This window comes from Proteiniphilum sp. (assembly GCF_040307845.1).
GTDB lineage: Bacteria > Bacteroidota > Bacteroidia > Bacteroidales > Dysgonomonadaceae > Proteiniphilum.
On record NZ_JAWRIS010000016.1, the window covers coordinates 1 to 22,397 of the forward strand.

Below are 22,397 nucleotides of genomic sequence, written 5' to 3' on the forward strand. Positions count from 1 at the left end.
AGGTTCATAATCTATTGATATTTAGACTATAAATATACAACTTTTCTATCATATGAGAAAATATATATCGTTAATTATCAACCGATTTTCCAGCAATTATCCTAATAAATGTTTAGGACTGATTGCGGATAATCATAAAAAATTATCCTCAAAAGAAGAAATCTCCTTTCGTTAATTGGCAGAGAAATTACTGTATTTTCTTTCCATTTATTTACACTAATCCAATAAAGAATGAAACAAGTTCTGCTTTAGATAAAGTTGTTGATGGACTTGAAAAAGAATTAAGGCTTAAAAACTACAAAAGCCATATTGTTGATTTTAATGGCCCTCAAAATTACGGTACATCATATTGTTGGATTGCTGGATTTCCAGAAAGTAAAATTTCTCATCGAAAAGCATATCAATTATTTCTAAAAATCGGTGCAGAAAAAATTGAAGCTGGAATTTTAGCTGGCTGGGATATTAATGATAAGGCATCAAATACACTTGAGGATTTTAATACAATCGAAGAAGTAATTGAAAAACTTAAAACTTCAAAACAAACCGTAGAGAAAAAAAACAATGCTTTAATTAGTTATTGGAAATTCGCACCAGGAGAAAACGGAATTTATTGGGACGAATTTTATAAAGAGAATATCATAGCTATTGGTTGGGACGATTTAACTGACCTTAAAACTTATACAACCGAAACGCTTGCAGAAGATTTAGGCGTTGAAGATTCCGACAACTCAAATCAAATATGGAATATTGAAAATTTCAGGGATGCAAGTATCGGCGACGTAGTCATTGCAAACAAAGGAAAAAGTAAAGCACTTGGAATTGGCGTAATTACTGGTGAATATGAATTTAAACCTGAACGAAAAGAAAACAAACATATTAGAAAAGTAAAATGGTTGATTAACCAATTAGTTGATTTTGAAAAAACCATTTTTAGACCTGATACGTTTACGCCAACCTTAAAATGGAGTAGCATAAAAGAAAAATATATTCAAAGTAATCCTGCATTTGAAAGAATATTCAGCGACTTAGAAACAGGAAAAGAAATTCTACCTCCTCCGAAAGCATTACCAAAAGATTCTGAATCACAGAATTTCTGGTGGTTAAATGCAAATCCAAAAATTTGGCGAATAGACAGTTACGAACTAGGAGATATTCAATCTTATACATCTCATAACGACAAAGGAAACAAACGCAGGATTTACAAATATTTTGAAGAAGCAAAACCCGGTGATTTAGTCATTGGATATGAAAGTACTCCGGTAAAACAGATTAAGGCAATTTTTGAAATAACCGAAGGTTTGCACATCGATGACAATGAAGGAGAGATTATAAATTTTGAAATTAAAGAAATTGTCAAAGACCCAATTTCATGGGATGAATTAAAGGAAACTAAAGGACTTGAAAATTGTGAAGTCTTTATAAATAATCAGGGTAGTTTATTCAGCTTGACTCCTGATGAATTCGATATAATAAGAGATTTAATAGATGAGAAAAATATTGTCACTGAAAAAGAAATCGAAAAAGTCGAGATTAAACAATATTCCTTTTCTTCCGACCCAGACAAACCATTTTTAGAAGAACAAGAAATCGCTGAAATCATTCATTCTCTTGAAGTAAAGAAAAACATTGTTTTGCAAGGCCCTCCTGGTGTAGGGAAAACTTTTGTCGCAAAAAAGATAGCTTATGAAATGATGAAAAATACTGATGATACAAAAATCAGGATGATTCAATTTCATCAATCTTATGCATATGAAGATTTTATTCAGGGAATCCGACCATCAGAAAAGAGCTTTAAAGTTAAAAACGGCATATTCTATGAATTTTGTAAAAAGGCAGAATTAGAACCAGACCAAAAGTTTTTCTTTATAATTGACGAAATAAACAGGGGCAATCTCAGTAAGATATTTGGTGAATTAATGATGCTTATTGAGTCTGATAAAAGAGGAAAATACAGCGTACCATTAACCTACTCTGATAAAGATGATGCGTTGTTTTCTGTGCCTGAAAATTTATACCTAATTGGCACAATGAATACTGCCGACCGTTCATTAGCAATCGTTGACTATGCTTTACGTCGGCGATTCAGGTTTATTACATTAGAGCCAAATTTCAACAACAGATTTAAAGATTTCCTTAATTCTAAAGGATTCTCAAAGGATTTTATTCAGGAAATTTCATCAAAACTCAAATTGTTAAACGATAAAATTAAATCGGATAAAAATTTAGGTGCAGGTTTTTTAATTGGGCATAGTTTCTTTTGTAACGCAAATTCTGAAAATGAAAGAAAGTGGTTTGAAAATATTGTCAAATTTGAAATAAGTCCGCTATTGGAAGAATATTGGTTTGATGATAGTGAAAAAGTTAAAAACGAAATAGACTTACTTTTATCATAAGTATGCAAATCCCAATTCAAAATATCTATTATTTGTTGTGCTATGCATGGAACAAGCTTGAAGAAAGTGAGATTGTTAATGTAAATGAAATCGACTCAACAGAACTGATAGACTTATTTGCAAAAGTTCTTTCAAATAGTTGTTCTCGCCTATTAAAACAAGGACTTGATAGGTATTACGTTGAGCATGAGGATGTAATAATGGGAATTAAAGGAAAATTTAATTTTTCGGCAACAATAAAACAAAATGTTCTTCCTCTTAGCAAAACCGCCTGCATTTATGATGAGTTTGATTATGATATTTTGCACAACCAAATTTTAAAAACGACAATTGGAAAATTATTAAGAACAAAGAATTTGGATTCATCAATCAAAGATGAATTGCATAAAGTTTATTTGAAATTACCTCCAATTTCTGAGATAGTTATTCGGAAAGCAATGTTCAACCAAATAAGACTACATCGCAATAATTATCACTATGATTTTATTTTAAAAGTATGCCAGATTGTTAATGAAAATTTATTTATTGATGAGTCTAAAGGAAACTATAAATTCAAGGATTTTACTCGTGAAGAAAAGGCGATGGCAAGGTTATTTGAAGCTTTTGTAAGGAATTTTTATAAAATTGAAACGGACTTTTCTGTTTCAAGCGATTCTATTACATGGCAGTTTGAGTCAGAAAATGCAGAGGATTTAGATATGTTGCCTACGATGCTTACTGATATAACTTTGCAAAGTAAAAGTCAAAAAATAATAATTGACACAAAATATTACAAGGAAGCGTTCCAATCCAGATATGATAAGCAAAAAATAAATTCGAGTAATTTATATCAGCTCTTCTCGTATTTAAAAAATCAAGAGACTGATTCTGAACTTACACAAAGTTGTGAAGGGATTTTACTTTATCCTTCAATCCAAAATGATTTTGTGCACTCATTTAAATATGAGAACCATAAAATAAGGATTATGTCAATAAACCTAAATCAAGATTGGCAAAAAATACGGACTGATTTATTAAAAATTATAGCATGAGAACCAATCCGGCACACACCATCCCTTCGCTCTCAGGCACATTTGGCATTCCCGCAAGGCTTGCCCTCAATCCAAAAATGCCAAAAGAGCCTTCAAGCCCGTCCCGCTCCAACGTCATGATAGAGCGGCGCAACAATATGATTATTAATGCCTTGAAGAATAAAGGCCAGTTGGTAACACGGTATATAAAACATTTGGCGGAAAGTGCTAAATTTAAGGGCGGTACATTTAATAAACTTTGCAACGGTTTGATAGGAAATCGCTTTGAAATGCCAAACGTTTCATATACCAATCCGTTATGCACAATGCCACCAGCGACCGTGCCAACATCAACGAACAGACAAAAACCGACAACAAAAAACCTCACTCAAGAATAAAAATTGTAACTTTGTGGAATGTGGCAAATACATTATCAAAATTACTCAACAAAAAGGTAACTGTTCAATCCATACCACAATACAAATGGAAAGAAATGCTTTTGTCAGTTGGCTTTACGGAAAACACGGCGACAAACCTTTCGGATATGACACAAGCTGTTATTGATAATAAAACTATTCCCGAACGACCAAACAATACGATAAGACTTCTCACGACATTAGAAAAATATTTGGAAGAACAACTGAAAAAATGAACAACAAACAGACAATAAGATCCGAAACAATTTTTGAAACAGCTACACCCGTAGCAACCCTCGGAAACCCCTTGAGCTATAATATGATTCGGCGCCATTGTGATAAATAAACACCCTGCCGAAGTGCCAATTTCCAAAGAGCGCACCACCCAGTCGCCTGATGTCCGGAGGGGTAATGATCCAACTGGAGGTCTTCGTGTCGAATTTCCCTAATTCCTGCAGTTTCATATACTGATCTTCCGTCAATAGCTCGATTTTCATCCTGGAAGCCATTTCCACCGCGCTGCCCTGAGGCTTATGCTCTTTCCGTGAAGCCAGCGCTTCCGGGTCGTAACAGAGACTCCGCCGCCCTTTGGGGCTTTCGAGGACACAGTCGCAAAAGAGATATTCGCCGGTTTCCCGATCAAACCCTATCACATCCGGTTCGCCTCCTGTTTCCTCCATTTCATTCAAAGACCAAATTTTTTCGGGATTGCTTTCAAGTTTTATTTGTAGCTTATTCCAATCCAACCCCTTATGCCTACCCATATTCTTCTCAAAGCGATCTTGTAGTATATCGAATAATTCGTCTTTCCTTTCCTGAGACAATTTCATCGTGTTGCCGGTTGATTTTTTCATTTCTTGATTTTTAATAATTGACTGTAATCTCACTTTACCGACTGGGAACTTATTCTCATTGCGCCATTCATTCAACAATTTATTCAATTAGATTGTTTAACCTCATGGGAAGCGTTGCAAAAAGTTTGTTGGAAGAAGATCGCCCTATAGCTATTCATGCAATGTTTAAAGAAATGAGCAGGTAACAGAATTTGCACGTTGGCTCTAACTATCGGAGATATGAAAGAAATAGTTTTAAATGACGGGAACAGGGTACCCATTATAGGTTTTGGCACCTACAAGTCCGTGAAAGAAGATGGCGTTCAATCAGTAAAGAATGCCTTGGCAGTAGGTTACAGGTTGATTGACACAGCCGCTGCTTACAACAATGAGGAAGATGTTGGTAAAGGAATAGCAGAAAGTGGAATTGGCCGCGAAGAAATCATCGTCACAACAAAATTGTGGCGAGAGAATTTAGGATACAAAGAAACAAAAAAAGCGCTTGAACTATCGCTCAAAAAATTGGGCTTGACTTATGTCGATTTATATTTAATACACTGGCCGGCCAATGCAAGAAATTACACCAACTGGCAAAAAGCAAATGCGGATAGTTGGCGTGCCATGGAAGAACTACAAGTTGAGGGAAGAATAAAATCTATTGGTGTAAGCAATTTTTGGCAAGAGCATTTAGAAGCACTCTTTCAAACTGCAAACATAATTCCCGCGGTTAATCAGATTGAATTTCACCCCGGTTACTGGCAACCCGGATTGACTGCCTTTTGTAAAGAGAATGGCATTACCGTTGAGTCGTGGTCACCCTTGGCAAGGGGAAAAGTTTTTAGCAATGAAACTCTAAAAGCAATTGCAGAAAAGCACAGTAAATCAGTTTCCCAAGTTTGTTTGCGTTGGGTAATCCAGCACGAAGTGATTGTAATTCCGAAATCAACCACCCTTCAACGAATCGAAGAAAATATCAATATTTTTGATTTTGAATTATCAGAAGAAGAAATGAGACAAATAAACGAGCTTCCGGAAATGGGATTTAGTGGAGAACTGCCCAATATATGGCCGGACAGAATTGAAAACTCCACAGGACTCAAATTCACTTCTCCAACTGCTCCACCGCTTCGAGCAGACGGATAAATTCGCGACGGTAGCCATTCGGATCATCATTCAGGCCTTTGCGGGCAAGATCGTTTTACGAAGCCGGCCGGTTAGATTCAACCTGCGCCATGGCACATTGGGGTTACGCCTATGTCCTTGGCCCTAATTATAATGCCGCAATGGAAGACGGCAATTATCCACCTGCTTACGAAGCCTCCCTTAAAGCGTTATCCCTCTCGAAAAATTGCACTCCCCTGGAGGTTTCATTGATCCACGCTTTGACAACGAGGTACGAAGCAAAAGCACCTGTCGACAGGACCCATCTGGATGTCGCCTATGCGGCAGCGATGAAAAAAGTACAGGAGCATACGGCTACCGATATCATGCATCAGCCGGAATGGGGTACGCTGCAACATTTTTATATTATTCCCTATTACATCGCCGTGAAATTCGCGATGTGGGACACCATCTTCACCCTTCCCCCTCCTGAAGAAAACCTTCTGTATCCGCGGGCTATCAGGCATTACGCGAGGGGAATGGCTTATCTGGGCAGTAATGATTTCCCGAATGCACAGAAGGAATTGGATACGCTTAAAATATTGTCAGCCGACACTTCCCTGGAAGAAATAACGATTTGGGGAATCAATACTACGGCCGACCTTGTACAAATTGCCACAAAAGTATTGTCCGGTGAGATAGCCGCCGGGCAAAATCGTTTTGACACCTCCATTTCTTTGCTTAAAGAGGCAGTGGAATTGGAAGACCATCTCAATTATAATGAGCCACCCGACTGGTTTTTCTCGGTGAGGCACCATTTGGGGGCAGTACTTCTCAAGGCGGGAAAATACAAAGAAGCCGAAAAAGTATACCGCGAAGACCTGCAAATATGGAAAAGGAATGGTTGGGCGCTAATCGGATTGTATCATGCATTGGTTGGACAAAATAAGGACACGGAAGCACAATCCGTCAAGTCCGATTTTGATAACGCATGGCAATATGCTGATAGGGAACTTGTGTCTTCATCAAGTATTAGTCACTAATAAAACAACCCCCAAAAGTTAATCAGAACTTTTGGGGATAATTTATCAATTGGGCATCATTACATTCCCACTTAATCACTTTTCAACTATTTCGCCTTTCAACTCAGGCAACTAACCACTTAACCACCTTATTTTTGAATATTCGGTGACTCAAGCCCATATCCTTTCTTTTTGTCTTCCGCCTTCAGCAAGAAAGAAACGACCAGTGCCAATACACCAAAACCGGTAAAGATCATCATCGGCAGGGTATAATCGTAGGTATTCACGGTAAGCCCGTCGCGGACAGTTTGGCCCGTAATACAATATTTCTCCAGTACCCAACCGATCAACAAAGGCACTCCCGCCAACCCCCAGTTCTGCACCCAGAAGATAAGGGAATAAGCCGTACCTAACCGTTTTTCGGGAACAATCTTGGGTACGGAGGGCCACATAGCCGAAGGAACCAGCGAAAAAGCGATCCCCAGTATCACGACCAGCACCATCGCAAAAATCCAGCTGTTCAAACCCGGTATGGAGAAGAGAGCATGCACTAATATGAGCAATAATGAACCGATAATCATGATAGTAGCCCCTTTCCCTTTCCTATCGTAAATTCCTCCAAAAATGGGTGTCAGCAAGATATTTCCAAAAGGCAGCAACATGGGTATCATGCCGGCGAGATCTTCCGCCACACCGAATTTATTCACCATCAAGTCGGTCGCGTATTTCAAAAATGGAAAAACAGCTGAATAGAACAAAACACACAAGATAGCGATATACCACCATCCCCGGTTGTTCAATATCTTTCCGATATCCGATATTTTGAATTCGTCCTCCGGATTTTCTTCTTCGGCCTCCACAGCTTCGGATGCGTCCAGTTTCCTGTCCATCACCACATATACCAAAAAGGCGATCAGGCCGATACAGAGGCCGATCAACGCCACCAATACCGGTCGGGACACGTCGACAACACCTGTCGCTTTGGCGATCGGTACGGAGAATCCCAACGCCAAGGCGGTGCCGATACGGGCCATGGCCACCTGCATTCCCATGGCGGTCGCCAACTCCTTTCCCTTGAACCATTTCACGATGATCTTCGACACGGTGATACCGGCCACCTCAACGCCTACGGCAAAGGTGGCGAAGCCGATACTCGCCCAGAGCACCTGTGCATCCAATCCGAATAGGGTCGATCCTCTTAACGATACCGAAGATATTGCCCAGTATTTGAGTGCCGCACCAATGACCATTAAAGAGGTAGCACCCAAGCCTGTGATTCTGACCCCCAGTTTGTCGAGGATGATCCCTCCAAAGATAAGCATCAGCAAAAAGATGTTGAACCATCCGTATGAACTGGTAAATGTACCGTATTCCGCACGTGTCCAGCCTAGTTGTCCTTCCAGCAAACCGGCCAAAGGCGCCATGATATCTGTTAAAAAATATCCGCACATCATTGTGAAGGAAACAATGAAAAGTGCAGACCACCTTGCCGCTGCAGAATCCCTGAGCGATTGACTAATTTTTTCTACCATATTTCTTATTATTTTTTGATGTCTGTTTTTTTGAAGGCACAAATATAGTGAATTTTAAATGGTATCGACCTCCAAACGGTTCAAAAACGAAGTTGTCTTTCGTATTTCCTTATACATCACAATATCTTCATCGATAAAGGGCACTTCTTTACGGTAAGCTTTCAATATCTTTTCGATCAAGGGTGACGATTTAAGGGGACGCCTGAATTCCATTGCCTGGGCCGCATTCATCAGTTCGATAGAGAGGATGATATCAAGGTTGTCCATCACTTTGAGTAGTTTGACTGCCGAAGTGGCTCCCATGCTCACATGATCTTCCTGACCGTTGGAAGAGACGATAGAATCGGTACTTGCGGGGACACAATACATCTTGTTCTGGCTCACCACCGATGCCGCCACATATTGAGGAATCATAAAACCCGAATTAAGTCCGGGATTGGCTACCAGAAATTCCGGGAGTTCCCGCTTACCGAGGATAAGCTGGGCGGTACGCCGTTCGGAAATATTTCCCAGTTCCGCCAGGGCAATGGCTAAAAAGTCGAAAGCCACGGCAAGGGGCTGTCCATGGAAATTCCCTCCCGATATGATCTCATCGTCGTCGGGGAAGATGGTAGGGTTATCCGTCACAGAATTGATCTCCGTCATCACCACCGATTTTACATAATTAATGGCATCCTTCGACGCACCATGTACCTGCGGCACACAACGGAAAGAATATGGGTCTTGTAAATGTTGCTTTTCTCCGGAGATAAGGTCACTTCCTTCCAGGAATCTGCGTATGTTCCTCCCCGTTTCCAGTTGTCCCTGGTGAGGACGTATCAGTTGTAGTTTTTCCTCAAACGGTTCTATATGGCCATCGTAGGCATCGAGCGACATGGCAGCGATCAGGTCGGCCCGTTTGGAGAGGCGCTCTGCTTTCATAATGGCATACACACCGTGAGCCGACATGAATTGCGTACCGTTCAACAGCGCCAGTCCCTCCTTGCTCTTCAGCCGGATCGGCTTCCATCCGAATTCATCCAGTACCACGCCGATATCCTGTTTCTTCCCCTTGTAAAAGACATCGCCTACACCGATCAACGGCAGGAAAAGGTTGGCGAGCGGTGCCAGGTCTCCGGAAGCACCTAATGAACCTTTGTCGTACACGATGGGAAGGATGTCGTTATTGAACAGGTCGAGCATCCGCTGGACGGTCACCACCTGCACTCCACTGTACCCCAAGGAGAGGGCATACGCCTTTAACAGGAACATCAGCTTGACGATCAACGGCGCCACTTCTTCTCCCACACTGCAAGCATGTGATTTCACCAGATTTTCCTGCAAGGTACTCAAATCATCACTGGAGATAGCACGGTTATACAAAGATCCAAATCCGGTAGTGATCCCATAGATCGGTCCGGTCTGGGTTTCCATTTTCTTATCAAGATAATCGCGGCATTTCTGTATCCGTTCTTTGGCTTCGGGAGCCAGTTCCACCTTAATATTCTCGGTAATGATCCATTTCAGGTCATCCAGTGTGAGTTCTCCTTTTCCTATATAATAGATATTTTTCATCCTATATGCTTAGATTACTGATTTCACCCAATCGATCATTTCGCTTTCTTTCTCAAGAGCCTCTTTTTCAATCCGGTCACACTTTTCTTTTAACTCTGCCACAAATACCGTATCATTGATACCTCCCAAATTGATACGGACGTTGAGAAGTGCCCCCATAATAGCGGTACGACCGGCCATCAGGCCGACCATCCCGTCGGTAACGGCATTTTTATTTCCTTTCCTGATTGTGTCGATAATGGTATCGAGCATTTTATATGCCCGTTCTGCGACTTCCATCGGCACGAGAGAAGCTTCCTTCATAGCTTCCTGGATTTTTTTTCCACGCATGGCTTTTTGCTCATCCGTCTCTTTGGGCAGTTTATAGGCGCCCATCACCAGACTGTATGCATCGGCATCACGATCAATATCGTTGATGAAATGTTTTCTGTTCTCTTCCATCTCTTCAACTGTTTTTTTCATTTGATCTTCCATCGCAGTATAGTTTTTCTTACCGATGGTCAGATTCGCCATCATCCCGGTCAGAGCCGAGGCAATAGCGGCATTCAATGCCGAAGCACTGCCCCCGCCGGGAAGCGCTTCATTGGCTGCAGTCTTCTCTAAAAACTGTTTTAAAGTTAAATCCTGTAGTTTCATAAATTGAAAATTAATAGTTAATAGTTAATAGTTAAGAATGAAGAATGAAGAACTATGAGTTTAAGTTTTTCTTTGAGGTCTTGACTATAGAAACTAATAAAGCTATCAATTCATTGCAATTAGTATTCATTGACACAAAAACGTCATTATCAATATAATGAGAGTCTTTTAAAAGGGAAATCCAATAAAAAGTTTCATTGGCTTCCTTTAATGCTATACTCATTTTATGAATAAAATCAACCTTACTTTGTGCGAATTCAGCTTCTCTTATTAAAGCCCCAATAGCTGTTCCACTTCTCATTATCTGACGACTCAAAATGTATTCTTTTTGCTCTTTTTGTAATTTACTCACGACTTGAATTACCAAAAGTGCAAATTCATAACTTTTTATTTTAAGAATAGAATCTCCCATTTACCATTTCATTCTTCATTCTTAATTCTTAATTCTTCATTCTTAATTCTTTACAACTATTTTTCCCCGTTTTATCACCGTTTCCACGATATTCATTCCCACATGATAAGGTAAGAATTTATAGGATGGAAATTGCAGTAAGATCAGGTCACCTTGCTTACCCACATTGATACTACCTATATGGTTTGCCCGGTTGACAGCCGCTGCGCTGTTGATGGTAAAGGCGGTGACAGCTTCTTCGGGAGACAGTTGCATATAGATGCAAGCGATAGCGAAGAGCAATGGTACCGAGGCAGTGAAAGAACTTCCCGGGTTGAGATCGGTCGCCAGTGCCACCATACAACCCGCATCGATCATCTCCCGTCCCCGGGCATATTTCTCCCGCAACGAAAAGGCAGTAAGGGGCAATAATGTAGCCACCACTCCGCTTTCAGCCATGGTGCGAATGCCTTTGTCCGATGCCTGCAAGAGATGGTCGGCAGAGAGGCAATGCAGTTCCGCAGCCAGTTCAGCGCCTCCCAATGGGGCTATCTCGTCGGCATGCATCTTCAACAGGAAGCCATGCTCCCGCGCAGCCGTCAGATAACGGCGTGACTGTTTTATGGAGAAAACATCTTTTTCACAGAATATATCGACTGCTTCGGCCAATTTTTCCTGCTTTACAAGCGGAAACATCTCCCGGATATTGAAATCTATAAATTCATCCTCTTTGCCTTTCCACTCCGCAGGTATAGCATGTGCTCCCATAAAGGTCGGCATGATATCCATCGGATGGATTTGGTTGAGACGACGCATCACACGGAGTTGTTTCAACTCGGTATCCTTGTCGAGCCCATACCCGCTCTTTCCTTCCACGGTGGTGATACCGAGCCGCATCATCGCATCGAGGCGCTGCCGGCCTGATTCCACCAATTCTTCTTCCGTGGCTTCCCGCGTGGCACTGGTCGTATTTACAATCCCCCCACCCTTGTTCATAATATCCATGTAGCTGTCGCCCCGCATCCGCCAGGAGAATTCCTCCTCCCGGTATCCGCCGAACACGAAATGGGTATGGGGATCGACAAAACCGGGAAGTAATGCCTTACCGGTAGCGTCAATCACAGTATAGTCCCGTTCATTTACAGGAGCCTTTTCCCCGGCGTGAAGCACGTGCGATATGATACCATCGGTTACTATTACCGTCCCGTTTTCAATCACATGCAGGTCATTCATCTCTTTTCCGCGCTTTCCGGCAAATCCGCTACATGTAACTACCTGGGTGGCATTTTTGATGATGAGGTTACTCATTAGATTAATTGTTGTTTATATTATTCCATCAGACGGGTCTCAAGGACCTGATTGACCGAGAAATTCTCAAGCCCCAGGTAGTAAGCCGCGGAATCGACCAGCGCTTCCATCGGAACGAGGCCAATCACTTCGGCGCCTACCACGGGTACTCCATAACGTTGTGCTTCAATACGCACCAACTCATGAGCCCGATAGATAGCTGTCTTGGTATAATCGGTCAGGTTCATCGATACCTGCGTGATGCCGCGGTCTTCCAACGCCACCCCCATGGCTTTACAGAACCGTAATCCTCCGCCCAGATGGCGCACCTTTTTACTGATGGCGGTCGCGATTTCCAGATTATTGGTTCCCAGATTTACGTTATAGGCCACCAATGGCATACGGGCGCTAATAGCCACGGCTCCAGCCGTGGGATGGGGTTGTGATGGCCCAAAATCGGGTACCCATTCCGGTTGTTTCATTTTATCGCCCAATCCTTCAAATTCACCTTTACGTACAGTGGAAAGATTTTCACGGTGGGTTGCCGAAGCAGACTTTTCATAAAGGTAGACCGGAAGTCCGAATCTCTCTCCCACCGTTTCAGCGACCTCTTTCGATAACGCTATCGCCTCTTCCATCGTCACATTCTTAATCGGGATAAAGGGTACCACATCTACTGCTCCCATACGGGGATGTTGTCCTTGATGTCGGGTTAGGTCGATCAACTCCACCGCAGTTCCTATTGCTTCGACCACCGCATTTTTCAACGCCTCCGGTTCTCCGGCCACGGTAATCACCGACCGGTTATGATCACCATCACCACTATAATCCAATAGTTTGACACCCTCTTTACCGCGGAATGCATCCGCTATCTTCTCGATTTTTTGTTTGTCGCGCCCCTCGCTGAAGTTGGGCACACATTCCATGATTTTGTTCATAATTTGGTACTGATCTGATTTATTTTTTATCCTAATTTTCTACGAATATAACATAATTTTAGCTATTCACCCTCTTTATCATACAATGATGCTGTTTAATAACTCATCATCTGCCAGATAAGGTTCGGTGATATGATAGCCATCCGCATATGAACGGTTGAAGGTATTCACGGTACTTATAGCATTGGGGTTACGTGCCCATGAACGTCGCGCCACGCCACCCATCACATCCCACAGCATGGCCGAGCGCAGAATTTCATCCACCCGTCCGCTACCGTCGCATACCATACCGAACCCGCCGTTGATCGCTTTTCCGATACCTACGCCGCCACCGTTATGCAGCGCCACCAGGCTCATGCCCCGGGCGGCATTGCCGGCAAAGCACTGCACCGCCATGTCGGCCATCACGTTACTGCCATCCTTGATATTGGCGGTCTCCCGGAAAGGTGAATCGGTGCCGCTCACATCGTGATGGTCACGCCCCAGCATCACGGGGCCGATCTCTCTGTTCCGCACCATTTCGTTGAATTTCAACGCTATTTTCAACCTTCCTTCCGCATCCTGATAAAGAATACGGGCCTGCGTACCGACCACCAGCCGGTTTTTCTCCGCATCACGGATCCATATCCAGTTATCACGATCCTGCCCCCTCCGGTTCGGATCAATACACTCCATCGCTGCCCGGTCGGTTTTGGCCAGGTCTTCCGGTTTCCCGCTCAGGCAGACCCAGCGGAAAGGGCCATAACCATAGTCGAACAGTTCCGGGCCCATGATATCCTCCACGTATGAAGGCCAGATAAAACCATCCTTCTCATCCCTGCCGTTCTTCGATATCTCCTTTACGCCCGCATCATAAATTGCTTTCATGAAAGAATTCCCATAATCGAAGAAGTAAGTACCTTTCTCCACCAACTTCCGGATCACCTCAAAATGGCGCCGGAGCGAATTATCCACCAATTCCTTGAATTTTGACCGGTCCTCATGCAACAAACGGGTGCGTTCTTCAAAGCTGATCCCGGCAGGGCAATATCCACCGGTATAAGGTTCATGACACGAAGTCTGGTCGCTCAATAATTCTATATGGATATGCTGTGCCGCAGCATATTCCAGCAGGTCGACAATATTGCCGTGATAAGCGATAGAAAGAGGCTCTTCATTTCTTCTCGCCTCTTCCACCCAACAGAATGCCTCCGCCAGGTCCTTTGTCACCTTCTGCACCCATCCTTGAGAGTGACGGGTTTCGATACGTGAGGCATCCACCTCGGCAATAAGCGAAACCGCCCCCGCAATATCCGCCGCTTTGGGTTGTGCGCCACTCATTCCACCCAGACCGGAAGAGACAAACAACCGCCCCTTTAAATCACCGTCCTGTGGAATACCCAGTTTCAACCGTCCCGCATTCAAGAGCGTATTGAACGTGCCATGTACGATACCCTGCGGACCGATATACATCCACCCGCCGGCGGTCATCTGTCCGTAGTTGGCGACTCCCATTTGCGCGGCAACCTCCCAATCCCTCAGGTTATCGAACAGGCCGACCATCATCGAGTTGGTAATAATTACCCTGGGGGCGTCCGGTTTCGATTTGAACAGTCCCAGCGGGTGTCCGTTCTCAACCACCAGCGTCTGTTCCTGTGTCAACTCTTCCAGATACATCCTGATCAGCCTGTATTGCATCCAGTTCTGGCACACCTGTCCCGTTTCACCGTAGGTAACCAGTTCATAGGGATAAAGTGCGATATCGAAACAGAGATTATTGTCGATCATTACCTGAAAGGCTTTTCCTTCCACACATTTCCCTTTATACCGGTCGATCGGTTTAGCTTTCAGGTCACCCTCGGGGCGATAACGGTATCCGTAGATTCTGCCCCGGATTTTCAGTTCTTCCAGAAATTCAGGTGCCAATTGTGCATGCAATTCCGTGGGAATATAACGCAGCGCGTTCTTCAAAGCAGTTTTTGTCTGGCTGTCCGTCAGGCTGAACCCACGGTCGGGTGCACGGCGAATTCCCTCACGGAATGCGGGATATGGGGGTAATTGGTTGGATAAGGTTATTTTCATATGATTAAAACTTATTTTGACTGTGTATTCACTTATCGAAAAAGTTCAAAGAAATCAATGGAACTCGCTTTTAATCATGCTTCTGTGTGAGGACGATTATCACCGGAGGGAATCGGCCGGCATCAAGGCTGTCCATACTTCAACCGGATAGTCCGATTCAATGATATCCGGGTTTATTTTGATTGCTTGCCTATAGGCCGATCCTCTTTCCTCCGGCGTTCTCAATCGATCGAGCGACGGAGCATAAGACACCATGCATCTGACGCCTTTAGCCCGTAATTTTTCCACAATATGCCTGTTGGAGTCGTTAATCGTTTGTCCCACATAAGCGATCATATTCTCCCAGGGAACACCGGAAATGGCAATATCCTCAAACTCTTCATCATTCCTTGCGAAGACAGACAACATAATTCCCGGTAATCTGTCGGAATAATACCTTGCCTGTGCACCCGTGTGTACAGTAAGCATCACCTGTTTTTCCGCCTTGTTCTTCTTGATCAGTTCCACAATCATATCAAACGGGACATCTTTTCTATCGAGATTGACAACCGTCTTACCCTTACTCCATCTGATCACCTCTTCAAGGGTGGGTATTTTAGCAGACGTGACGTTTCCTTCATGATCTTTCAAACGAACCGATTGCAGATCGGCCAAGGTATAATCCGATAATTTACCGTTCGCATCAGTTGTCCTGTCCAGGGTGGCATCATGCATCAATACGATCACGCTATCTTTGGTCAGTCGGGGATCTATCTCGAAGAATGCAGGCATTTGAGTCAGCACATGCTGAAGCCCTTCGATGCTGTTCTCAGGGTAGCCAGCCTCACGACCTCCCCTGTGTCCACTTACCAGTATCGGACTATCTCCTTTGTAAGCAAAATACTGATGCGTATCTTTGAGCTTTTTAAATTTAATATAATTCTCTTCACCTTTTTTGCTCTTACATCCCTGTAAGAAAAACAGTGAAACCAATAAAAGAGAAATCGTAAAAAACAGATTATTGTTGATTTTCAGCATAACTATTGATAGATTATTCAAGTTTCGCCTATTGTATGATGACAGCATGTTCCAAATTCACCTGCGAAAACCGATTGGATTATCTTAAAGAATTCTCATTCCAAAAGTATAACATATTGATATAAAAAACTAATATTTGACGCATAAAACTGATAAAAAAAACAGGTAGGCGTAAAATATACGGAATAAAACAGGCGGACGTTAAACCGAAAAAAAAGAGCGGACAAGGCCGCTCTCCACTTTTTTCATTTTTATGGTTTTGGTTATTGCAGTCTGACAAGACGGTAAAGAAGTTGTTGATTAGCTTCCTGGATATCGTCGATTATCGACTGGGTAAAGTCTTCGGTAAACAGTTCACGTTTGGAATTCACATAATCATAGAATCCCGAAACATGCTTTGCAATGTCATTGGGGGCTGAAGTCTGGGGAATGACGACATTCAAATCGCCGACCAGTGCGAAGGTGGTTTCGGCAATCCGGTCAAGGGTATCCGTCAAAGTACCGATGGCCTGGTCCAGAGCAATGTGCTGGGCATAACTTCCTTTACCGGTCACTTGCCAGTGGTAAAGTTTTAAACTGTTGTTAAAAGAGTAGAGTTCACCAATAAATGCCCCGAGTTCCTGTTTTGCTGAAGTTGTTTTTGCTTTGGGCTGTTTTGCTGTTGTTGTGTTCATAACTATTCATTTTTAAATTGTTATTATATATCTAACAAGCGGCAACGAAAAAAGTCTTTGATTCTCAATTGAAAATATCTATAATATATAATAATGATCTATCTGTTAACTGTTTTTATAGCAAAATAGTGGTTTCATTCTTTCCTTTGAGAAAATAATTTCCATTTTATGCTTGGAAATACCTCAATTTTCATGTACATTTGAGAAATAATTTATTCATACCGATATATTTTACAGAATAATAGCGATTAAATCACACAGCGGCGATATTTGAGAATACGTGCGAAAAATGATGTTGTTGATAGGTTCCAATAATACTGAATAAAAATAATTGCAATATGAATTATAAACTGGAAATCTGTGCTAATTCTGTGGTTAGTTGTATAGAAGCGCAAAAAGGAGGCGCTTATCGAGTGGAACTCTGTGCCGCAATCCCCGAAGGAGGCACTACTCCTTCCTATGGCGATATCGCCGTGGCGAGAGAGTTACTGGCTATCAAGCTGAACGTGATCATCCGTCCGCGAAGCGGCGACTTTCTCTATTCGGCACTGGAACAAAAAATCATGTTGAAAGACATCGAGATGGCCCGCCAATTGGGAGTTGACGGTGTAGTGATCGGCTGCCTTACCGCAGATGGTGAAGTGGATATGGAGCGCAATCGGGAATTGATTGATGCAGCCGGCGGAATGAGTGTGACCTTCCATCGTGCATTCGATATGTGCCGCAATCCATTCGACAGTCTGGAGAAGATCATTTCCCTAGGATGCCAACGGATACTCACTTCCGGGCAACGCCAACAGGCAGAGCAAGGCATTCCGCTTCTCCAAGAGCTGGTACAACGGGCAGGCGACCGTATTATCATCATGCCCGGTAGCGGTATCAACATGCATAATATTGCCACTATTGCAAGGGAAACCGGTGCCCGGGAGTTCCATCTTTCGGCAAGAAAACCGGTGGAGAGTGCTATGATTTACCGTAACCCCAATATAAGAATGGGAGGAAACGCAGTAATGATTGAGGAATACGAACAGCAGGTCACCCAATCTGAACTGGTACGCCAAACGATGACAGCATTGGAAAATCCCAATAATTTTTGGATATGAGATACCATTTTCAGGGAGCCATAGTTTGACACCTATTTCTGTAACGAATAGAGCAATTGGATCTCTTCTGTCCAGAGCGATTCAACGGGGGTTTCAAGAATAAGCGGCAGATCGTCAAGCCGCGGATCATTTACAATAAAAGAAAAAAGATCCATGGTCATCAATCCTTTTCCGAGGCTATCGTGCCGGTCAACCCGGGAAGCCAGTTCCTTTTTCGAGTCGTTGATATGCATCCCTTTTAAATAACGGAAGCCCACTGTCCGGTCGAAATGGTTCATGGTTTCATCGTACCCCTCTCTTGTCCTGATTTCATAACCGGCCGCGAGGGTATGTGCCGTGTCGAGACAAACCCCTACCCGACTCTTATCATCCACTTTATCAATAATATGGGCAATCTGTTCAAAAGTATATCCGAGGTTGGTTCCCTGCCCGGCGGTATTTTCGATGACGGCTGTCACTCCATTCGTCTTTTCCAGTGCCAGATTGATCGATTCTGCAATTCTGTCGAGGCAGGCATCGACCGGCATTTGATTGAGATGGCTTCCCGGATGGAAGTTAAACCGGTTGATTCCCAATTGTTCACACCGTTTCATCTCATCATAAAAGGCTGCTCTCGATTTTTTCAGACCTTCCTCGTCAGGATGCCCCAGGTTAATCAGATAGCTGGCGTGCGGCAAGATATGGTTGGGAGAATAGCCCAGTTCTTCACAACGTGATTTGAAGAGGTCTATGTTCTGTTGCGTATAGGGTGAAGCAACCCATTGGCGTTGATTTTTGGTGAAGAATGCGAATGCCTTGGCTCCGATGGCATGGGCATTCAGTGGTGCATTCTCCACACCGCCCGATGCACTGATATGAGCTCCGATAAATTTCATATGACTAAAACTATTTATTTTTATCTTCAATTCTTATCGAAACAAAGATACGACGATAAAGGTTCAATTGGGCATGCTATACAATTTTTTTTGCCTGAGAAGTCATTTAATTCTTTGCCGGACTTTTCGGAAAGGTCATCAAAAAGTGCAATCCTCCTTCGGGACGGTTCTTTGCCACGATGCTTCCCTTGTGGAACAACATGGCATTTCTGACAATGGAGAGTCCTAACCCCGATCCGCCGGTGTTGCGCGTTCGGCCTTCATTCACCCTGTAAAAACGCTCAAAGATACGCACCAGGTGCCTTTCATCGACTCCCTTGCCGGTATCATAGAATTCAAAGAAATAGCTATTTTCATTTTCATTGTAGCAACGCACAACAATATCAATACTCTCACCGCCATAGGAAATAGCATTCTCTATCAGATTCCGGAAGATGGAATAGAGAAGTGTGCGGCTACCATATATCACCACATTGTTGTTTATCTCCACCGTGAAAGTATTATCTTTCTCCTTCAGTTTATCAGACAGATCATTATTCAGTTCTTTGAGGAGGCCGTTCATGTTCACCTGTTCCTGTTCGAACCTGTCAGAAGCCTCTTCTATCTTGGTCAGCATGCTGATATCCTGTATCAATTCCGAAAGGCGGATAGTCTGTGTATAAGCCCTTTCGAGAAATCCGTGAACACGTTCACTGTTATCACCCTTATCATCATAGAGGTTGAGAATTGTTTCGAGATAACCGCGGATACTGGTGACAGGCGTACGGAGTTCATGTGCGATATTATTGGTCATTTCCTGCTTGAGCAAGCGTGTTTTTTCTGACTTGGTAATATCGCTGATATAGAATTCAAAACTCTCATCCTCAAAAATAATGATCCGTACATTAAATTGCCTGCCACTCTTCCCTATCCGTTTCGAGAAAATATTTCCTTCCCTGGGTCTTGTATTGAGAAAAGTGACAAACTCCCCGAAAACAGGATCGTCGAAAATCAGTTCGGTCTCCAGTGTAGGATTGTCCAAGATCATATTCAGAAATTGCAGGAAATGGGAGTTGGCATAGATCTCCCGGCGATCTTTCGAAAAGATGGCGATTCCCTCTTCCGAAAGCTGAAAATGCTGCAACAGCTTCTCACGCTCTGTCGCCAGTTTTCGGCGATTCTCCTGCAATAGGTTGTAGCTTTCGACAATATCGGCACTTACCTCGCCCACCTCATCATCGGCAAAAGTAAAATCGGCAGGTACATTGGTGCCGTTCTTCACATTGAGTGAGAATTCCTTTAATTCTTTCAATGATTTTGAGAACCGGTTGGAAAAATAAAGCATCATCAATATGCACAGCACGAAAAAAAGAAGGATATAGATGATAAACGAACTGCCGGAATTGATGAACGATTGCAATTGTATATCATACGGAACTGCAAGCCGGATGAAATAGCCTTCATCGTATTTTTTAGAAAAGTATAGATACTTGATGTTATCACTTTCCGATAAGCGGATATTCGATCCACTGCCAAAACCAATCGATTTCTGTACTTCGGGGCGTTTCAGGTGGTTTTCCATTTCACCGGCTTCCAGAAGGTTATCGTAAAATACCCGTCCTTCCCAACTGATGATAGTGCAACGCACATCGGAAGGCATATAACGTAATAATCCCTTAACCCGCTCCGGTTCTTTTTGAAGATCAACGGCATTGTCAGTGAGATACCTGTATACAATATCGGCATTGTTCTCAAGGGTACGCTCCAGGCTTCGCGTGCGTTCACTTTTAAATTGTTGCTGTTCAAACAGGATAATCCCTACAGTAAACAATGCGATGATCACTGTGAAAATAGATACGATACGCGCTTTGAAGGATATCTTTCGTTGCATTTTTTAGACTTTTAGATTTTTAGAAGCAAGAACCAAGATTCAAGACACAAAAACTTTTTCCACTTTTTCACCTAACCACTCAGGCACCTAACCACTAAGGTACTCAACCACTAAGGCACTTAGGCACTAAGGCACTAAGGCACTTAGGCACTAAGGCACTTAGGCACTTAGGCACTCAACCACCAGTATCCAAATAATAACCGAACCCGGAACGGTTGACAATAAGGCCTGCATATTCTCCCAGTTTCTTTCTCAAGCGGGTGATATGTACATCGACAGTACGGTCGAGCACAAATTCATCCTCCCCCCACACATTGTTTAATATTTCCTCACGGGTAAGCAGGTTAGGCGATGTCTGTGCCAACAAAGAGAGGATCTCAAATTCTTTCTTGGTGAGTGCTATCTCATCCCCGTCGATTGCTACCCGGTTGCCCTTCAAATCAATATTCAACCCTTTATAACTCCAGGTGGTTGGCAAAGGCTCGGCCGGTGTCACTTTAGCAAGGGCACTTCGTTTGAGCAATGCTTTCACACGGACAAGCACCTCTTTCACCGAGAATGGTTTGGCTATATAATCATCTCCCCCCAATGAAAAACCGGTCAGCATATCGTTTTCAGTATTCTTGGCCGTAAGGAAAATAATCGGCACGAAATTTCCCGATTTTCGTAATTTTTCGGCCACTTTAAACCCGGAAATTCCACCCATCATCACATCGAGGATAATGAGCCGGTGTATATCGGTAATCATCTCCAGAGCCTCTTCCCCTGAATTGGCCACATCTACAATATATCCTTCGCTTTCCAGATTAAATTGCAGGATATCGCAAATATCTTTTTCGTCATCGACCACAAGGATCCTTGCCTTCATCTCTTTCATACTATTCATCTCCCGATTTTTCTTCGTTAGCCGGCATTTTCGACTCCTTCGCATGCCGGATATCCCTCCCCTCAATCACATATACCGCTGACTCGGCAATATCCACTGCCTTATCTCCAATCCGTTCCAAATAGTAAGAGATACTATTGAGATTCATAATATTGACCAGCGACTTCACGCTCTGCACTTCATTCTGAAAATCTTCCGCCAGTTTGCGTTCTATTTTCCGCTCCAGTTTATCCACCTTATCATCCATGAGGATGGTATCGTAGGCCATTTCATTGCTTACGCCGGTAAAGGCGAAAAGTGCGTTTTTCAGCATCTTGTCAGTTTGGACAAACATCTTATCGATCGGTTTCTTGTATTTCTCGAAACCTGTCAATGAAAAATCTATCTCTTCCAATGCAAAAGCAATGTTCTCGATCAGGTCACCTACCCGTTCCATAGAGATAGTCATATCATGATATGCCATGAGCCTGCGCAAATCGGAGGCCCTAGGCGTGAAAAGCATGATCGCGTTAATCACCTTTTCCTTGATGGTTACATCCAGCGAATTAATGATCTTCTCATTGCGTTTCAACTGGGGAATGATCTCCTTGTTACGATTATCCCGTACGAGATCCGACGCCAATTTTGTTTGGGTCAGTACCATTTCCGAAATCAACTGGAAATCACCATGCAACCGGTCTATATAGTTGTCTTTTATTCCTTTCACATATGGGGCTTCACCCTTTTCATTCCCGTTTTTCATTGTTTTTCCTTATTTTATTGGCTCGTCGAAACAGGATAATCAGCATTCCTGTGTAT

21 protein-coding genes are annotated in these 22,397 nt (G+C 43.0%); 7 read left to right on the plus strand and 14 right to left on the minus strand.

What is annotated here, in order from left to right:
• Positions 1 to 122: 122 nt before the first annotated feature.
• Genes ABV001_RS03215 through ABV001_RS03230 form a run of 4 tightly spaced genes read left to right on the plus strand, consistent with a single transcriptional unit; the run spans position 123 to position 4,055 of the window.
• Positions 123 to 2,393, plus strand: coding sequence for a DUF8426 domain-containing protein (locus ABV001_RS03215; RefSeq protein WP_352421489.1), 2,271 nt, complete (start codon positions 123 to 125; stop codon positions 2,391 to 2,393).
• A gap of 2 nt (positions 2,394 to 2,395) precedes the next feature.
• Entirely contained in the window at positions 2,396 to 3,424 is a 1,029-nt protein-coding gene (gene mcrC, locus ABV001_RS03220) for a 5-methylcytosine-specific restriction endonuclease system specificity protein McrC (protein ID WP_352421490.1), read from the plus strand.
• Positions 3,421 to 3,801 carry a hypothetical protein gene (locus tag ABV001_RS03225; RefSeq protein ID WP_352421491.1) on the plus strand — a complete coding sequence of 127 codons (381 nt, stop codon included), beginning with the start codon at positions 3,421 to 3,423 and terminating at the stop codon, positions 3,799 to 3,801. Before mcrC ends, ABV001_RS03225 begins: the two co-directional genes overlap by 4 nt.
• 20 nt (positions 3,802 to 3,821) lie before the next feature.
• Positions 3,822 to 4,055 (plus strand): hypothetical protein, encoded by a 234-nt coding sequence (locus ABV001_RS03230; RefSeq protein ID WP_352421492.1) that lies wholly within the window; start codon positions 3,822 to 3,824, stop codon positions 4,053 to 4,055.
• 42 nt (positions 4,056 to 4,097) lie between these two features.
• Here ABV001_RS03230 and ABV001_RS03235 read toward each other — a convergent pair whose 3' ends face one another.
• Positions 4,098 to 4,673 (minus strand): DUF4256 domain-containing protein, encoded by a 576-nt coding sequence (locus tag ABV001_RS03235; RefSeq protein ID WP_352421493.1) that lies wholly within the window; start codon positions 4,671 to 4,673, stop codon positions 4,098 to 4,100.
• Between the two features lie 219 nt (positions 4,674 to 4,892).
• Here ABV001_RS03235 and ABV001_RS03240 point away from each other — a divergent pair, with 219 nt between their 5' ends.
• Together ABV001_RS03240 and ABV001_RS03245 are read left to right on the plus strand one after the other, a co-directional pair.
• Positions 4,893 to 5,795 carry an aldo/keto reductase gene (locus tag ABV001_RS03240; RefSeq protein WP_352421494.1) on the plus strand — a complete coding sequence of 301 codons (903 nt, stop codon included), beginning with the start codon at positions 4,893 to 4,895 and terminating at the stop codon, positions 5,793 to 5,795.
• Between the two features lie 38 nt (positions 5,796 to 5,833).
• Positions 5,834 to 6,796 carry a tetratricopeptide repeat protein gene (locus ABV001_RS03245; protein WP_352421495.1) on the plus strand — a complete coding sequence of 321 codons (963 nt, stop codon included), beginning with the start codon at positions 5,834 to 5,836 and terminating at the stop codon, positions 6,794 to 6,796.
• A gap of 128 nt (positions 6,797 to 6,924) precedes the next feature.
• Here ABV001_RS03245 and ABV001_RS03250 read toward each other — a convergent pair whose 3' ends face one another.
• From ABV001_RS03250 to ABV001_RS03290, 9 genes are all read right to left on the minus strand, one after another.
• Positions 6,925 to 8,307: an MFS transporter gene (locus ABV001_RS03250; RefSeq protein WP_352421496.1), complete on the minus strand. Its 1,383-nt coding sequence runs from the start codon at positions 8,305 to 8,307 to the stop codon at positions 6,925 to 6,927.
• Between the two features lie 54 nt (positions 8,308 to 8,361).
• Complete coding sequence (gene hutH / locus ABV001_RS03255) at positions 8,362 to 9,861, minus strand: histidine ammonia-lyase (RefSeq protein WP_352421497.1); 1,500 nt, start codon at positions 9,859 to 9,861, stop codon at positions 8,362 to 8,364.
• Positions 9,862 to 9,870: 9 nt separating this feature from the next.
• Positions 9,871 to 10,497: a cyclodeaminase/cyclohydrolase family protein gene (locus ABV001_RS03260; protein WP_352421498.1), complete on the minus strand. Its 627-nt coding sequence runs from the start codon at positions 10,495 to 10,497 to the stop codon at positions 9,871 to 9,873.
• A 52-nt stretch (positions 10,498 to 10,549) separates the two neighbouring features.
• Positions 10,550 to 10,909 carry a four helix bundle protein gene (locus ABV001_RS03265; protein ID WP_352421499.1) on the minus strand — a complete coding sequence of 120 codons (360 nt, stop codon included), beginning with the start codon at positions 10,907 to 10,909 and terminating at the stop codon, positions 10,550 to 10,552.
• A gap of 42 nt (positions 10,910 to 10,951) precedes the next feature.
• Positions 10,952 to 12,196 carry an imidazolonepropionase gene (gene hutI, locus ABV001_RS03270; RefSeq protein ID WP_352421500.1) on the minus strand — a complete coding sequence of 415 codons (1,245 nt, stop codon included), beginning with the start codon at positions 12,194 to 12,196 and terminating at the stop codon, positions 10,952 to 10,954.
• 20 nt (positions 12,197 to 12,216) lie between these two features.
• Complete coding sequence (ftcD, locus tag ABV001_RS03275) at positions 12,217 to 13,113, minus strand: glutamate formimidoyltransferase (RefSeq protein ID WP_352421501.1); 897 nt, start codon at positions 13,111 to 13,113, stop codon at positions 12,217 to 12,219.
• A 78-nt stretch (positions 13,114 to 13,191) separates the two neighbouring features.
• Positions 13,192 to 15,174 (minus strand): urocanate hydratase, encoded by a 1,983-nt coding sequence (gene hutU, locus ABV001_RS03280; RefSeq protein WP_352421502.1) that lies wholly within the window; start codon positions 15,172 to 15,174, stop codon positions 13,192 to 13,194.
• A gap of 99 nt (positions 15,175 to 15,273) precedes the next feature.
• A complete protein-coding gene (locus tag ABV001_RS03285) occupies positions 15,274 to 16,191 on the minus strand; it encodes a glycerophosphodiester phosphodiesterase family protein (protein WP_352421503.1) in 918 nt (305 codons plus the stop codon).
• Between the two features lie 263 nt (positions 16,192 to 16,454).
• Positions 16,455 to 16,865, minus strand: coding sequence for a DUF5856 family protein (locus ABV001_RS03290; protein ID WP_352421504.1), 411 nt, complete (start codon positions 16,863 to 16,865; stop codon positions 16,455 to 16,457).
• Positions 16,866 to 17,203: 338 nt separating this feature from the next.
• Here ABV001_RS03290 and ABV001_RS03295 point away from each other — a divergent pair, with 338 nt between their 5' ends.
• Positions 17,204 to 17,968, plus strand: coding sequence for a copper homeostasis protein CutC (locus tag ABV001_RS03295; protein ID WP_352421505.1), 765 nt, complete (start codon positions 17,204 to 17,206; stop codon positions 17,966 to 17,968).
• Between the two features lie 32 nt (positions 17,969 to 18,000).
• Here ABV001_RS03295 and nfo read toward each other — a convergent pair whose 3' ends face one another.
• The 4 genes from nfo to ABV001_RS03315 all read right to left on the minus strand — a co-directional run bounded on the left by nfo (position 18,001) and on the right by ABV001_RS03315 (position 22,341).
• The gene (gene nfo / locus ABV001_RS03300; protein WP_352421506.1) at positions 18,001 to 18,843 is read right to left on the minus strand and encodes a deoxyribonuclease IV; all 843 of its coding nucleotides are present in this window, start codon (positions 18,841 to 18,843) and stop codon (positions 18,001 to 18,003) included.
• Positions 18,844 to 18,949: 106 nt separating this feature from the next.
• Complete coding sequence (phoR, locus tag ABV001_RS03305) at positions 18,950 to 20,713, minus strand: sensor histidine kinase (protein ID WP_352421507.1); 1,764 nt, start codon at positions 20,711 to 20,713, stop codon at positions 18,950 to 18,952.
• Between the two features lie 175 nt (positions 20,714 to 20,888).
• Positions 20,889 to 21,581 carry a two-component system response regulator PhoB gene (gene phoB / locus ABV001_RS03310; RefSeq protein ID WP_352421602.1) on the minus strand — a complete coding sequence of 231 codons (693 nt, stop codon included), beginning with the start codon at positions 21,579 to 21,581 and terminating at the stop codon, positions 20,889 to 20,891.
• 10 nt (positions 21,582 to 21,591) lie between these two features.
• Entirely contained in the window at positions 21,592 to 22,341 is a 750-nt protein-coding gene (locus ABV001_RS03315; protein WP_352421508.1) for a phosphate signaling complex PhoU family protein, read from the minus strand.
• Between the last annotated feature and the right edge of the window lie 56 nt (positions 22,342 to 22,397).

Bases quoted from the DNA above. Each gene is read 5' to 3' on its own strand.
- hutI (WP_352421500.1), bottom strand. From the start codon at position 12,196: ATGAGTAACCTCATCATCAAAAATGCCACCCAGGTAGTTACATGTAGC.
- phoB (WP_352421602.1), bottom strand. From the start codon at position 21,581: ATGAAGGCAAGGATCCTTGTGGTCGATGACGAAAAAGATATTTGCGAT.
- ABV001_RS03240 (WP_352421494.1), top strand. From the start codon at position 4,893: ATGAAAGAAATAGTTTTAAATGACGGGAACAGGGTACCCATTATAGGT.
- ABV001_RS03315 (WP_352421508.1), bottom strand. From the start codon at position 22,341: ATGAAAAACGGGAATGAAAAGGGTGAAGCCCCATATGTGAAAGGAATA.
- mcrC (WP_352421490.1), top strand. From the start codon at position 2,396: ATGCAAATCCCAATTCAAAATATCTATTATTTGTTGTGCTATGCATGG.
- ABV001_RS03285 (WP_352421503.1), bottom strand. From the start codon at position 16,191: ATGCTGAAAATCAACAATAATCTGTTTTTTACGATTTCTCTTTTATTG.
- ABV001_RS03250 (WP_352421496.1), bottom strand. From the start codon at position 8,307: ATGGTAGAAAAAATTAGTCAATCGCTCAGGGATTCTGCAGCGGCAAGG.
- hutU (WP_352421502.1), bottom strand. From the start codon at position 15,174: ATGAAAATAACCTTATCCAACCAATTACCCCCATATCCCGCATTCCGT.
- hutH (WP_352421497.1), bottom strand. From the start codon at position 9,861: ATGAAAAATATCTATTATATAGGAAAAGGAGAACTCACACTGGATGAC.
- phoR (WP_352421507.1), bottom strand. From the start codon at position 20,713: ATGCAACGAAAGATATCCTTCAAAGCGCGTATCGTATCTATTTTCACA.
- ftcD (WP_352421501.1), bottom strand. From the start codon at position 13,113: ATGAACAAAATCATGGAATGTGTGCCCAACTTCAGCGAGGGGCGCGAC.
- ABV001_RS03265 (WP_352421499.1), bottom strand. From the start codon at position 10,909: ATGGGAGATTCTATTCTTAAAATAAAAAGTTATGAATTTGCACTTTTG.
- ABV001_RS03235 (WP_352421493.1), bottom strand. From the start codon at position 4,673: ATGAAAAAATCAACCGGCAACACGATGAAATTGTCTCAGGAAAGGAAA.
- ABV001_RS03260 (WP_352421498.1), bottom strand. From the start codon at position 10,497: ATGAAACTACAGGATTTAACTTTAAAACAGTTTTTAGAGAAGACTGCA.
- ABV001_RS03295 (WP_352421505.1), top strand. From the start codon at position 17,204: ATGAATTATAAACTGGAAATCTGTGCTAATTCTGTGGTTAGTTGTATA.
- ABV001_RS03290 (WP_352421504.1), bottom strand. From the start codon at position 16,865: ATGAACACAACAACAGCAAAACAGCCCAAAGCAAAAACAACTTCAGCA.
- nfo (WP_352421506.1), bottom strand. From the start codon at position 18,843: ATGAAATTTATCGGAGCTCATATCAGTGCATCGGGCGGTGTGGAGAAT.
- ABV001_RS03225 (WP_352421491.1), top strand. From the start codon at position 3,421: ATGAGAACCAATCCGGCACACACCATCCCTTCGCTCTCAGGCACATTT.